13 protein-coding genes are annotated in these 13,120 nt (G+C 67.7%); 8 read left to right on the top strand and 5 right to left on the bottom strand.

Features of this window, described 5'->3' with window-relative positions:
• Nucleotides 1-11: 11 nt before the first annotated feature.
• Entirely contained in the window at nt 12-488 is a 477-nt protein-coding gene (locus J2S75_RS02835) for a hypothetical protein (RefSeq protein WP_307017997.1), read from the bottom strand.
• Between the two features lie 259 nt (nt 489-747).
• Between J2S75_RS02835 and J2S75_RS02830 the strand changes: the two genes are divergently transcribed.
• Nucleotides 748-2,373: a glycoside hydrolase family 17 protein gene (locus J2S75_RS02830; RefSeq protein ID WP_307017995.1), complete on the top strand. Its 1,626-nt coding sequence runs from the start codon at nt 748-750 to the stop codon at nt 2,371-2,373.
• On the opposite strand, the gene J2S75_RS02825 is transcribed toward J2S75_RS02830, so the two are convergent.
• Together J2S75_RS02825 and J2S75_RS02820 are read right to left on the bottom strand one after the other, a co-directional pair.
• Nucleotides 2,333-2,713 (bottom strand): hypothetical protein, encoded by a 381-nt coding sequence (locus J2S75_RS02825; protein WP_307017993.1) that lies wholly within the window; start codon nt 2,711-2,713, stop codon nt 2,333-2,335. The genes J2S75_RS02830 and J2S75_RS02825 overlap by 41 nt on opposite strands.
• A 65-nt stretch (nt 2,714-2,778) precedes the next feature.
• Nucleotides 2,779-3,741 (bottom strand): DMT family transporter, encoded by a 963-nt coding sequence (locus J2S75_RS02820; protein ID WP_307017991.1) that lies wholly within the window; start codon nt 3,739-3,741, stop codon nt 2,779-2,781.
• 160 nt (nt 3,742-3,901) lie between these two features.
• On the opposite strand from J2S75_RS02820, the gene glmU reads away from it, so the two are divergent.
• Together glmU and glmS are read left to right on the top strand one after the other, a co-directional pair.
• The gene (gene glmU / locus J2S75_RS02815) at nt 3,902-5,251 is read left to right on the top strand and encodes a bifunctional UDP-N-acetylglucosamine diphosphorylase/glucosamine-1-phosphate N-acetyltransferase GlmU (RefSeq protein ID WP_307017989.1); all 1,350 of its coding nucleotides are present in this window, start codon (nt 3,902-3,904) and stop codon (nt 5,249-5,251) included.
• Nucleotides 5,252-5,365: 114 nt separating this feature from the next.
• Nucleotides 5,366-7,189, top strand: a complete 1,824-nt coding sequence (gene glmS / locus J2S75_RS02810; RefSeq protein ID WP_307017987.1) for a glutamine--fructose-6-phosphate transaminase (isomerizing) — start codon at nt 5,366-5,368, stop codon at nt 7,187-7,189.
• A gap of 60 nt (nt 7,190-7,249) precedes the next feature.
• Here the strand turns inward: glmS and queF are convergent, their stop codons facing one another.
• Nucleotides 7,250-7,711, bottom strand: coding sequence for a preQ(1) synthase (queF, locus tag J2S75_RS02805; protein WP_307017985.1), 462 nt, complete (start codon nt 7,709-7,711; stop codon nt 7,250-7,252).
• 119 nt (nt 7,712-7,830) lie between these two features.
• Between queF and eno the strand changes: the two genes are divergently transcribed.
• A complete protein-coding gene (eno, locus tag J2S75_RS02800; protein ID WP_244376443.1) occupies nt 7,831-9,114 on the top strand; it encodes a phosphopyruvate hydratase in 1,284 nt (427 codons plus the stop codon).
• A 91-nt stretch (nt 9,115-9,205) separates the two neighbouring features.
• Here the strand turns inward: eno and J2S75_RS02795 are convergent, their stop codons facing one another.
• On the bottom strand, nt 9,206-9,415 hold the full coding sequence (locus J2S75_RS02795) for a hypothetical protein (RefSeq protein WP_307017982.1): 210 nt from the start codon (nt 9,413-9,415) through the stop codon (nt 9,206-9,208).
• Between the two features lie 289 nt (nt 9,416-9,704).
• Between J2S75_RS02795 and J2S75_RS02790 the strand changes: the two genes are divergently transcribed.
• The 4 genes from J2S75_RS02790 (at nt 9,705) to J2S75_RS02775 (ending at nt 13,120) form a co-directional block, all read left to right on the top strand.
• Nucleotides 9,705-10,037, top strand: a complete 333-nt coding sequence (locus J2S75_RS02790; RefSeq protein ID WP_307017980.1) for an FtsB family cell division protein — start codon at nt 9,705-9,707, stop codon at nt 10,035-10,037.
• Between the two features lie 243 nt (nt 10,038-10,280).
• The gene (gene pdhA / locus J2S75_RS02785; RefSeq protein WP_307017977.1) at nt 10,281-11,354 is read left to right on the top strand and encodes a pyruvate dehydrogenase (acetyl-transferring) E1 component subunit alpha; all 1,074 of its coding nucleotides are present in this window, start codon (nt 10,281-10,283) and stop codon (nt 11,352-11,354) included.
• Nucleotides 11,355-11,364: 10 nt separating this feature from the next.
• Nucleotides 11,365-11,664, top strand: a complete 300-nt coding sequence (locus J2S75_RS02780) for a hypothetical protein (RefSeq protein WP_307017976.1) — start codon at nt 11,365-11,367, stop codon at nt 11,662-11,664.
• Between the two features lie 40 nt (nt 11,665-11,704).
• Entirely contained in the window at nt 11,705-13,120 is a 1,416-nt protein-coding gene (locus tag J2S75_RS02775; protein WP_307017974.1) for a pyruvate dehydrogenase complex E1 component subunit beta, read from the top strand.

Raw genomic sequence — 13,120 nt, 5'->3', positions numbered from 1 at the left:
GCGGCGCGGATTCATTGCGCAGGTGCAGCAGGCGCGGGCGTCGCGGTGGCGGGCTGTGCGTCCGGATTGACCCAGCAGGCATGCACGCGTTCGGACAGGCGCTCCTGCGCCTTGCTGTCGATATTGCCCTGGCGGACGAGGCAGCGGAACGCGATCTTCAGGTGCTCGGTCGGGCAGCCGAAGCGCTCATAGAGTTCGAGATGCCGGCGGGCGGTGTCGATGTCGTCGCGCCACAGCAGCATGGCGATCCGCCGCCCGGACCACACGCATTCCGGCAGGCCGGCATTGCCCGGCAGCTTGGCCGCCTCGGCATATTCCTCCACCGAGCGGCGCTGCGCCTCTTCCTTTGCCTGCTCCTCCGGCGACTTCTGTTCGGCGGCCTTCTGCTCCGGGGGAGCGCTTTGCGCCCACGCGCCGCCGGCCGCTGCAGACATCAGGATCAGGCCACCGAGCAGGGCGGCGGCGAAGGGACGTACGGAGCACACCATGGGAGAAACGTCACACGCAAAAGAGGAAACACCGGACCGGCGAGGACAGTAGGAGAAGCAATCGAATTTGTCAGCATGACGGCGGGCGCCGAGCGGCGCAGGCGGCGCAAAATTTCATAGCTTTGCACACGCCTCTTGCCGTGGCCGCAAAGCCCCGTTACCCGGCAGGGTGGACGAGCCGGAACACCGTGCCCACGCCCTTCGACGAAGCCCCTCGCGACCGAGCCCACTCGGCGCGTCCCTGGCGGAGATGTCTCGCATGCGACTGCCCCTTGCCCTCGCCGCCCTCGTCTGCGCGGCGATTGTCGCTATCTGGGCGTGGCTCGGGCAGCCGGTGCCGGCGCCCTTCGCCCCGGTGGCGGCGAGCGAGAAGCTGCCCTGCGTTTCCTATGCCCCGTTCCGTCCTGGGCAGAGCCCGTTCACCGAGGATGTGGCCTTCTCGCCGGCGCAGATCGACGATGATCTCGCCCTCCTTTCCAAGATCACGCAGTGTGTGCGGACCTATTCCTCGATCCAGGCCGGCCTTGCCGCCGTGCCGGAACTCGCCCGCAAGCACGGCCTCACCGTGCTCCAGGGCATCTGGATCGCCGCCGATCCCGTGCGCAACCGTGCCGAGATCGAAGGCGGCATCAAGGCGGCGAGGGAGAACCCCGATGTCGTCAAGGCCGTCATCGTCGGCAATGAGGTTCTGCTGCGCGGCGAGCAATCGGCCAATGACATTGCCGGCTTCCTGAAAGAGGTGAAGGCGAAGATTCCGCCGGAAGTCCCCGTCACCTATGCCGATGTCTGGGAGTTCTGGGAGCGCAACCGCTCGCTCGCGGATTCGGTGGATTTCGTCACCGTCCATATCCTGCCCTTCTGGGAAGACATGCCGGTGCCGGCGGAGGATTCCGTCGCCCATCTCGGCGAGATCCGCGAGCATGTCGGCGAGATATTTGCCGGCAAGGATATTCTCATCGGCGAGACCGGCTGGCCGAGCGAGGGCCGCATGCGCGAGGGGGCGCTGCCCTCGCCCTCCAACCAGGCCAATGTGATTCAGGAATTGCTGGCGCTGGCCAAGGCCAAGAACTACCGGCTCAACGTTATCGAAGCCTTCGACCAGCCGTGGAAGCGGGTGCTTGAGGGCACGGTGGGCGGCCATTGGGGCTTCCTCGATGCCTATACCCGCGAGTTCAAGTTCACCTGGGGCGAACCCGTGTCCGACCATCCCTATTGGATGGCGCAGGCGGCGCTCGGCGTGGGCTTCGCCGGGGCCCTTTTTGGGCTCGCGGGTTGGGCCGGGCGGCGCGCGGGCGGGCGACCGCTCGGCGTTCGGGAATGGTCGGCGGTGGCCGGGATCGCCTTCTTCGCCGGGCTGATGATCGGCCGGCTTCTGGCGTCGGTGCCCGGCGAAAGCCTCGGCGTCGGCGGCTGGATTCGGGGGGCGGCGCTGGTCGGGCTGGCGCTGCTGGTGCCGCTCGCCTGCGCGGTGGCGGTCGGGCGGCGCACCCGCCTCATCACCCTGACACTGGCGCTCAACAGCGAAGCGACGCCGGGTGCGCCCTTCTTCGACCGCTGCCTCGCGCTGGTGCTCGCCGCCGTCATCGTGCTCGCGGCGCAGATCGGCTTCGGGCTGGTGTTCGATCCGCGCTACAAGGATTTCCAGTTCGCCGGGCTGACGCCGATCATCACCGCCTTCGCCTTCTACGCCGTGGTGGCCGGGCCCGGACGCGTCACCGAGGGGCGGCAGGCGGAGGCGATCGCCGCCGGCCTGTTCCTCGCCGCCGGCCTCTATGTGCCGCTCAACGAGACGCTGGCGAACTGGCAGGCGCTGTGGACCGGCAGCCTGTTCGTGGTGCTGGCCCTTACCCTCTGGCGCCTCGCCACGGCCGGGCGAAGGATATGAGCAGCAACCCGCCGGCGAGGCCGGCGAGGTTGTTGTTGTAGACCACCAGCCCGGCGCAGGTCGCCATCAGCGCCAGGGTGAACATGACAAGCGAGGGGCGGATCAGCTGGAGGGTGGCGCCGATCAGCGCGGCAATGCCGAAGGCGGACTGGCTGAACAGGGCGATCACCGTCGCCCGCGTCTCGCAGGTCATGGTCTCCAGCGTCCGGCAGGCAAGACCGACCGAGGACTGTTCCAGCAGCGCATAGCGGACATAGATTGCCCAGCCGAGGGCGAAGGCGCCGAGCGCGATGATGACATTGGCGGCGCGGGCGCCGGGCAGGAAGCTGCGTTGGGCCACGGTATCGGTCCTTCTGCGACGGCCGTTCGTCGGCGGCCGCTGCATCGCATGCCGCGGCCGGGCGATCAATCCGCCGGGCGTGGCGCGGGTTCCCGCCGCCGGGTGGCGAGGATCACCCCGCCGAGAATCAGCACGAAGCCCACGGCATGGTAGAGGTGCAGTTCCTCGCCCAGCAGCAGCACCGCCAGCAGCACGCCGTAGACGGGCATGAGATAGAGCACATTCGCCGTCACCGGCGCGCCGGCCACCTTGATCGCATACTGGAACAGACCGAAGGCCAGCACGGACGGGAAGATGGCGAGAAAGGCGATCGATCCCCACGCTTCCAGCGTCCACGGGGTGGCGGCCCCGCCCGCCGCCTCCCACAGCGCCAGCGGCGCCAGCAGCAGCGTGCCGGCGATGGCATTGGCGGCGAAGGCGGTTTGTCCGCCGAGCTGGGTCAGCGGTCCCTGGCGCAGCATCAGCGAATAGATCGCCCACGCGACCGCCGCGACGAATATGCCGAGATCGCCGCTGTTGAACTCAAGTCCGAGCAGCCGGCCCACCTCGCCATGCACGGCGATCAGCGCGATGCCGGCGAAGCCCGCCAGAGAGCCGACCAGCTGGATCGCCGGCAGTCTCTGGCGCTTCAGCAGCGCGTCCAGCACCACGATCATCAGCGTGGCGGTGGTGTAGATCAGAGTCGCATTGGCGGCGGTGGTGTGCCGGAGCGCGACATAGACATTGCCGCCGCACAGCACCATGCCGAAAAAGCCCAGCAGCAGCACGCGCCACCATTCCCGCCGCAGCAGTTTGCGATGGCGTAGCAGCGCGCCCGCCGTCAGCGGCAGGAGTATCGCCACCGCCAGCAGCCAGCGCCAGAAGGCCAGCGACCAGGGCGGCACCAGCTCCGCCACCGCACGGCCGACAATGAGGTTGGTGGAAAAGAACAGCGGCATCGCCAGCAGCGCCGCGATCGCCCACGGGTCGTGCGCGAGGCCGGTTGCGGCGGGTGGGGAATCGCGGCGGGTGTCGGGGCGGGAGTCCATGGCGCGTGGTGATACACGCTTCCCCGCCCGCCGTCGCGCGGTCGACGGGCGCCGAGAACGCCGGGCGGTCTTTTCGCGTCGTTCCCGTCGGGCTAGATAGCGCCTTCCCGCGAAAGCCCTGCCCGGGCCGCGTCCCGCGTGCCGCTTCTGGAGACCGCCGATGCGCCAGCTTCTCGTCATCGTCCTCGCTGCCGGGGAGGGTACGCGCATGCGCTCGGCGCTGCCGAAGGTTCTGCACGCGGTGGCCGGACGGCCGATGGTGGCGCATGTGCTGGACGCGGCGCTGGCCGCTGGCGCCGCGCGGCTCGCGGTGGTGATCGGGCCGGACCACGACAAGGTGGCAACGGAGGTGCGCCGCGTGGCACCGGAGGCCGAGATCTTCGTGCAGACGGAGCGGCGCGGCACGGCCCATGCCGTGCTCGCGGCGCGGGCGGCGCTGGAGCGCGGTTTCGACGATGTGGTTGTCATGTATGGCGACACGCCGCTGGTGCAGCCGGAAACCCTCGCCGCGCTGCGGGCGCCGCTGGCGGAAGGAGCGGGCGTCGCCGTGCTCGGCTTCCGCCCCGCCGACCCCACCGGCTATGGCCGCCTCGTCACCGAAGGCGGCGAACTGCTCGCCATTCGCGAGGAGAAGGAGGCGAGCGCGGCCGAGCGCGCGATTCGCCTGTGCAATGCCGGCCTGATGGCGCTCGACGGCCGCGCGGCGCTCGGCTTGCTGGACCAGGTCGACGACGCCAATGCCAAGCGCGAATTCTACCTGACCGACGTGGTTTCCATCGCCCGTGTGCAGGGGCGCGCCGCCGCCGTGTGCGAGGTGGCGGCGGAAGAGGTGGCGGGCGTCAACAGCCGCGCCCAGCTCGCCGAAGCGGAAGCGATCCTGCAGCAGCGCCTGCGGGCGCGGGCGCTGGAAGCGGGGGTGACGCTGGTGGCGCCGGAAACGGTGTTCCTCTCGGCCGATACACGCTTCGGCCGCGATGTGATCGTGGAGCCCAATGTGGTGTTCGGCCCCGGTGTGCGGGTGGAGGAGGGGGCCACGATCCGCGCCTTCAGCCATGTGGAGGGCGCTCATGTCGGCCCCGGAGCGATTGTCGGCCCGTTCGCCCGGCTGCGGCCCGGCGCGGCGCTGGGGCAGGGGGTGCATGTCGGCAATTTCGTGGAGATCAAGGCATCCGACCTCGCCGCGGGGGCGAAGGTGAATCACCTGTCCTATGTCGGCGATTCCAGCGTCGGTGCGAACACCAATATCGGCGCGGGCACCATCACCTGCAATTATGACGGTTTCCGCAAGCATCGCACCACCATCGGCGCCAACGCCTTTGTCGGCACGAACAGTCTGCTCGTGGCGCCGGTCAGCGTCGGCGACGGCGCCTATATCGGCACCGGCTCGGTGATCACCGACGACGTGCCGGCGGACGCGCTGGCCATCGGCCGCGCGCGGCAGGTCAACAAGCCGGGACTGGCGGCGCGGCTGCGCGCGCGGCTCTCCGCCGGGCTCGCGCCGAAGAAATGACACGAAGCCGGCGATACGAAGCGACACCGGAATTGATTTCAACGCTTCGGTGACGGCCGGTTAAACCCGCCATCGTAGCCTCGCGGATCGTCGCTTCACGAAAGGGCCCGGCTCATGTGTGGAATCATCGGCATTGTCGGCACCGAGCCGGTTGCGGATCGCCTGATCGACTCGCTGAAGCGGCTGGAATATCGCGGTTATGATTCCGCCGGCATTGCCGCGCTGCAGGGCGGGCACATTTCCCGCCGCCGCGCCGAGGGCAAGCTGCGCAATCTGGAAGAGGTGCTGCGCCAGTCTCCGCTGGAGGCGCGTATCGGCATCGGCCACACACGCTGGGCCACCCATGGCAGGCCCAGCGTCGCCAATGCCCATCCCCACGCCACAACGGAAGTCGCGGTGGTGCATAATGGCATCATCGAGAATTTCCGCCAGCTGCGCGATGAACTCCTCGCTTCCGGCGCCAATTTCGAAAGCGAGACCGATACCGAAGTCGTCGCCCATCTGGTGACGCGCGAACTGCGTGCCGGCCTCAGCCCCACCGACGCCGTGGCGGCGGCGCTGCCGCGCCTTCAGGGGGCTTTCGCGCTCGCCTTTCTGTTCGATGGCGACGAGGACCTGCTCATCGGCGCCCGCAAGGGCAGCCCGCTCGCCATCGGTTATGGCAAGGGCGAGATGTATCTCGGCTCCGATGCCATCGCCCTCGCGCCCTTCACCGACACCATTGCCTATCTCGAAGACGGCGACTGGGCGGTGCTGCGCGCCAAGGGGATCGAGATCCGCGATTGCGCGAACCACCGGGTGGAGCGCGCGGCGCAGAAGACCACGGCCACCGCCTTCCTGATCGAGAAGGGGGCCTTCCGCCATTTCATGGCCAAGGAGATGCACGAGCAGCCCGAGGTCGTCGCCCACACGCTGGCGCATTATCTCGATATGGCCAACGAGACGGTGCAGCTCCCCGAACTGCCCTTCGACTTCGCCAAGCTGGAGCGCATCTCCATCGCCGCCTGCGGCACCGCCTATTATGCCGGGCTGATCGCGAAATACTGGTTCGAGCGCTATGCGCGCCTGCCGGTGGAGATCGATGTCGCCTCGGAGTTCCGCTATCGCGAGGCGCCGCTGCCGGCCAACGGGCTTGCCATCGTCATCTCGCAATCCGGCGAGACCGCCGACACTCTCGCCTCGCTGCGCTATGCCGGGCAGGAGAAGCAGCACCTGCTCGCGGTGGTGAACGTGCCGACCTCCACCATCGCCCGTGAGGCGCATGCGGTGCTGCCGACGCTGGCCGGGCCGGAAATCGGCGTGGCCTCGACCAAGGCCTTCACCTGCCAGCTGGCAACGCTGGCGGCGCTGGCCGTCGCGGCAGGACGCGCGCGCGGCGCGATCTCGGCGGAAGAGGAGCGGGCACTGGTTCATGCGCTCGTGGAAGTGCCGCGCCTGATGAACCGCGCGCTCGATCTCGGCCCCGACATCGAGCACCTCGCCCGCAGCTTCGCCAAGACCAAGGATGTGCTCTATCTCGGTCGCGGCACGTCCTTCCCGCTGGCGATGGAAGGGGCGCTGAAGCTCAAGGAAATCTCCTATATCCACGCCGAGGGCTATGCCGCCGGCGAGCTCAAGCACGGGCCGATCGCGCTGATCGACGAGAACATGCCGGTCGTGGTGATCGCCCCGCACGATGCCGTGTTCGAGAAGACCATGTCGAACATGCAGGAAGTGGCGGCGCGCGGCGGGCGCGTCATCCTCATCACCGACGAGGCCGGTGCGAAACATGCGGCGCTGGAGACCGAGGCGACGCTGGTGCTGCCGGACATGAACCCGTTCATCACCCCGCTGGTCTACGCCATTCCGGTGCAGCTGCTCGCCTATCATACGGCGGTGGCGATGGGCACCGATGTCGACCAGCCGCGCAATCTGGCGAAGTCCGTCACGGTGGAATAGCGGTCTCGCGCCGTCATCCCGGATCGGCCTGCGGCCGCCCGGGATGACGGTGTGCAGCCCTCACCCCCGCCCGCGATAGGGCGCGACGCCCTGGTCCGGCAGCCACACGCCCTCAAGCGGCGCGCCGCTCTGCCAGAACACGTCGATCGGGATGCCGCCGCGCGGGTACCAATAGCCGCCGATACGCAGCCAGCGCGGGTGGAGCAGATCGTGCAGCCGCAGGCCGATGGCAACGGTGCAGTCCTCATGGAAGGCGCCGTGGTTGCGGAAGCTCCCGAGATAGAGCTTGAGCGATTTCGATTCGACCAGCCAGCCGTCGGGCACATAGTCGATCACCAGCTGGGCGAAATCCGGCTGGCCGGTCACCGGGCAGAGCGAGGTGAATTCCGGTGCGGTGAAGCGGGCGACATAGTTCGTGCCGGGATGCGGATTCGGCACCCGCTCAAGCACCGCCTCGTCGGGGCTTGCGGGCAGGGCGGTGGGGCGGCCGAGCTGGGTCGTGCCGTCGGCGATGTCGGTCATGGCGTCGGTCTCCTGGGGGAGGGGGCGGGCGATATGTCGCTGGCACCTCTTTCGCATGTCACATGGCCGGAGTAGAAGCGCCTCGACCATCCTGACCGAGTTGAGCATTGGGGAAACGTATGACCGCCATCGTCGATATCGTTGGGCGTGAAATCCTGGACAGCCGCGGCAATCCCACCGTCGAGGTGGATGTGATGCTGGAAGACGGCTCGCAGGGCCGCGCCGCCGTCCCCTCGGGCGCCTCCACCGGCGCGCATGAGGCCGTCGAGCTGCGCGACGGCGACAAGGCGCGCTATCTCGGCAAGGGCGTGCTCAAGGCCGTCGAAGCGGTCAATGGCGAGATCTTCGACGCCATTGGCGGCATGGACGCCGAGGACCAGCCGGCCATCGACCAGATTCTGATCGAGCTGGACGGCACGCCGAACAAGTCGCGCCTCGGCGCCAACGCCATTCTCGGCGTGTCGCTGGCTCTGGCCAAGGCTGCTGCCGCCGCTCGCGACCTTCCGCTCTACCGCTATGTCGGCGGCGTGAACGCCCGCACCCTGCCGGTGCCGATGATGAACATCATCAATGGCGGCGCTCATGCCGACAACCCGATCGACTTCCAGGAATTCATGATCCTGCCGGTCGGCGCCCCGACTTTCGCCGAAGGCCTGCGCACCGGCGCGGAAATCTTCCACACGCTGAAGAAGGCGCTGAAGGACGCCGGCCACAACACCAATGTGGGCGACGAGGGCGGCTTCGCCCCCAACCTGCCTTCCGCCGACGCCGCGCTCGCCTTCGTTGTGAAGGCGATCGAGACCGCCGGCTACAAGCCCGGTGAGGATGTGTTCATCGGCCTCGACTGCGCCTCGACCGAGTTCTTCAAGAACGGCAAGTACGACTATGAAGGCGAGGGCGCGGTGCGCGATATCGAGGCGCAGGTGAAGTACCTCGCCGATCTCGTCGGCCGCTACCCGATCTGCACCATCGAGGACGGCATGGCCGAGGACGATTGGGCGGGCTGGAAGCTTCTCACCGACACCATCGGCTCCAAGTGCCAGCTGGTGGGCGACGACCTGTTCGTCACCAACGTCACCCGCCTGTCGGCCGGCATCACGCAGGGCGTCGCCAATTCGATCCTGGTCAAGGTCAACCAGATCGGTTCGCTGACCGAGACACTGAACGCGGTCGAGATGGCGCACAAGGCCGGCTACACCGCCGTCATGTCGCACCGCTCGGGCGAGACCGAGGATTCGACCATCGCCGATCTCGCGGTCGCCACCAATTGCGGGCAGATCAAGACCGGCTCGCTGGCGCGCTCGGACCGCACGGCCAAGTACAACCAGCTGCTGCGCATCGAGCAGGAACTGGGCCCGCAGGCGATCTATGCCGGCCGTTCGGCGATCAAGTCGCTCGCCTGACAGCAGGCGCGCCTGCTCCAGATTGACGAAAGCCCCCGTCCTGGACGGGGGCTTTTTTCATTGGCGAGGGTGCGGCGGCGGCGCCGGCCCGTCAGCGCTTCAGCCGTTCATATTCCGCCCTCAGGCGCGGCAGGTCGGGCACCTGCGGCACGTCGGGCTCCAACAGGCCGCCGCTGATCTCCAGCGCGGCAATGGGCCAGAGGCGCTCCACCAAAGCGGGAATCTCGTTAGGCGGCACGGCCGCCATTTGCGCGTCCATGGCGCAAAGGGCGCGGGCGCGTTCTTCGACATTACGGGTCATGCGTTGGCCTCCGTGCGTCCGGCCGGGCCGGATCCACCGGGGAAGCTGCTCCGGTTCAGGCTCGGCGTCGATCCACGCCGGCTTGGCACTGCAAAAGCTAGCATTCCCGGCCGGCGGTCACCGTCCACAATGACACACAGGGCGGTAGCGATCCGGCTGTGGCGGTGTCACGTTCCCGGCATCCCGCGCCGCAATGCGCGCATCGCGACGGGACGTGTGCGCTGCGAAAAGAGCGGTTTCGGGCGTTAGCGTTAACCGGCCCTCAACCGCGCCTGACTAGGCTCGCCTCATGATCATTCGCACCCGCTGGCGCTCCTTTTTCCAGACCGTCATCCTCCATCTCGGAGCGGCGGCGCTCGTCGGCTATTTCGCCTTCCAGGGCTATAATGGCCAATACGGGCTTCTGGCCCGCCGTAGCTTCGAGCAGCAGCACACGGAGTTGACCCAGGAGCGCGACAAGCTGCGGGCGCAGCGCCAGGCCCTGCAGGCCAAGGTGGCGCTGATGTCGCCCGATCTGGTTGACGCCGACATGCTGGACGAGCAGGCGCGCGTGCTGCTGAACCTCGTGCATCCCAGGGATCTCGTCCTGTTGCGCGTTCCGGGCGGCGCCCAGGCCAACTGAACGAAATTTCATCGGCGGCGCGCAGGTCTGGTATGCCAGCCTGGTTCCGATAGGAAACGACGCTATTCCAGGCGCTTAACTGAAGTTGAGCTAAAATGACATTTGAACCGGAAATGAGTTGAATTGCGGAAACCGTTGCGCGCACAACATGTTGTGCGTCGCAGCATTGCGTTGAGCGCGTAGCGCGGGGAGCGAAGGTGCGTTATTAACGTGCCGACTTTGTCCCCGAGCTGAGGATGCGCCATGGCAGTCGCCGCCAACAAATCGGCCGTTGGAAGAGCCCCCACCGCGAAAGCGCCGGCCCGGGCCGCAGCCCGGAGCTCCGCGCGGCGGACGGACGGCACGGCGGCGGTTTCCGAGTTCACCCGGGAGCAGGAACTCGAGGCCTATCGCCGGATGCTGGAAATCCGCCGCTTCGAGGAAAAGGCCGGCCAGCTCTACGGCATGGGCCTCATCGGTGGCTTCTGCCATCTCTATATCGGCCAGGAAGCCGTCGTCGTCGGCATGCAGGCGGCCCTCAAGGAGGGCGATCAGGTCATCACCGGCTACCGCGACCATGGCCACATGCTGGCCTGCGGCATGGACCCCAAGGGCGTCATGGCCGAGCTTACCGGCCGTCGCGGCGGCTATTCCAAGGGCAAGGGCGGCTCGATGCACATGTTCAGCATCGAGAAGGGCTTCTTCGGCGGTCACGGCATCGTCGGCGCCCAGGTCTCGCTCGGCACCGGCCTTGCCTTCGCCAATCACTACCGCGACAATGGCAATGTGACCCTGGCCTATTTCGGCGACGGGGCTGCCAATCAGGGCCAGGTCTATGAGAGCTTCAACATGGCGGAGCTCTGGAAGCTGCCGGTCGTCTACATCATCGAGAACAACAAATACGCCATGGGCACCGCGGTGAACCGCGCCTCCGCCCAGACCGATTTCTCCAAGCGCGGTTCCTCCTTCAACATTCCCGGCGAGCAGGTCGACGGCATGGATGTGCGGGCGGTGCAGGCGGCCGGCGAGCGCGCGGTCGAGTTCGCCCGCTCCGGCAAGGGGCCCTACATCCTCGAAATGCTCACCTACCGCTATCGCGGCCACTCCATGTCCGACCCGGCCAAGTACCGGTCGAAGGAGGAGGTGCAGAAGATGCGTACCGAGCACGATCCGATCGAGCAGGTGCGCAACCGTCTGCTGGAAAAGAAGTGGGCCACCGAGGAGGAGCTGAAGGCGATCGATGCCGAGCTGCGCGACCAGATGAACGCGGCGGCGGATTTCGCCAGCACCGACCCCGAGCCGGATCCGTCCGAGCTCTACACCGACATCCTGCGCTGAGCGCGGCGCGATGCTGGCCAGCGTCTTCTGGGTCACTCTCGTCGCCGGCGTGTCGGCGGCGGTGGTGCTGTGGGTTCTCGCGGCGCGTGTTGCCCTCGGCATCGTCCGCGTCGCCGGCTCCTCCGTTCCGCGTGTCCTGGCGGCCGTGTTCTGGCCGTTCGGCGCGCGGTATCTGGCGGGCGCCACCTCGGCCGAGGCGACCGTGTTGAACAAGATGCTGGTCGCCTTCTTCGCCGCCCTTCTCGTCGCCATCGCCTCGATGGCCGTCTACAGCAATCTCACTCTGGTGCTTCCGGTACCGAAGCCGTGACGCGCGAGTTTTGACGCACGTTTCTCTGGGGAACGCCGCCATGCCGACCGAAGTTCTCATGCCTGCCCTCTCGCCGACCATGGAGAAGGGCAACCTCGCCAAGTGGCTCAAGAAAGAGGGCGATCAGGTCAAGTCCGGCGACGTCATCGCCGAGATCGAGACCGACAAGGCCACGATGGAAGTCGAGGCCATTGACGAGGGCACCCTCGGCAAGATCCTGGTGCCCGAGGGCACGCAGGATGTCGCGGTGAACACCCCGATCGCGGTCATTCTCGCCGAGGGCGAGGACGCCGCCGCCATCGGCACGCCGAGCCCGCAGGCCGCCGAATCGGCGCCGCCGGTTGCCGCCGCCCCGGTCGAGCCCTCGCCGGTCGCCGCTTCCGCGCCGGCGACGCCTGCCGTGGTCAATTCCGCCGTCGCCGCCCCGCCCCAGCCGGAGGCGCTGCCGGAGCCGGACGTGCCCGAAGGCACGGAACTCGTCAGCCAGACCATGCGCGAGGCGCTGCGCGACGCCATGGCCGAGGAAATGCGCCGCGATGCCGACGTGTTCGTCATGGGCGAGGAAGTCGCGGAATATCAGGGCGCCTACAAGATCACCCAGGGCCTGCTGCAGGAATTCGGCGCCCGCCGCGTCATCGACACGCCGATCACCGAGCACGGCTTCGCCGGCGTCGGCGTCGGCGCGGCTATGGCCGGGCTGAAGCCCATCGTCGAGTTCATGACCTTCAATTTCGCCATGCAGGCGATCGACCAGATCATCAACTCCGCCGCCAAGACCCACTACATGTCCGGCGGGCAGATCGGCTGCTCCATCGTCTTCCGTGGCCCCAACGGTGCCGCCGCCCGCGTCGCCGCCCAGCACAGCCAGGACTACACCGCCTGGTACAGCCACATTCCCGGTCTCAAGGTGATCGCGCCCTATACGGCGGCGGACGCCAAGGGGCTGCTCAAAGCGGCGATCCGCGATCCCAACCCGATCATCTTCCTTGAGAACGAAATCCTCTACGGCCACTCCTCGCCGGTGCCGAAGCTCGACGATTTCATCGTCCCCATCGGCAAGGCGAAGATCGCCCGTCCGGGTAAGGACGTGACGCTGGTGTCCTGGTCCATCGGCATGAACTACGCGCTGAAGGCGGCGGAAGAACTCTCCAAGCTCGGCATTGAGGCCGAGGTGATCGACCTGCGCACCATCCGCCCGATGGACGTGCCCGCCATCGTCGCCTCGGTGCAGAAGACCGGGCGCTGCGTGACGGTGGAGGAAGGCTGGCCGCAGGCCGGCGTCGGCGCCGAGATCGTCGCCCAGCTGATGGAGAAGGCGTTCGACTATCTCGACGCGCCGGTGCTGCGCGTGACCGGCAGGGACGTTCCCATGCCTTACGCCGCCAATCTGGAGAAGCTGGCCTTGCCGTCGGTGCAGGACGTCATCGACGCCGCCCGCGCCGTCACCTATCGCTGA

Source organism: Ancylobacter polymorphus (assembly GCF_030813495.1).
Lineage (GTDB): Bacteria > Pseudomonadota > Alphaproteobacteria > Rhizobiales > Xanthobacteraceae > Ancylobacter > Ancylobacter polymorphus.
Note: the sequence above shows the minus strand (reverse complement) of the source record. Positions and strands in the feature narration are given on the sequence as shown.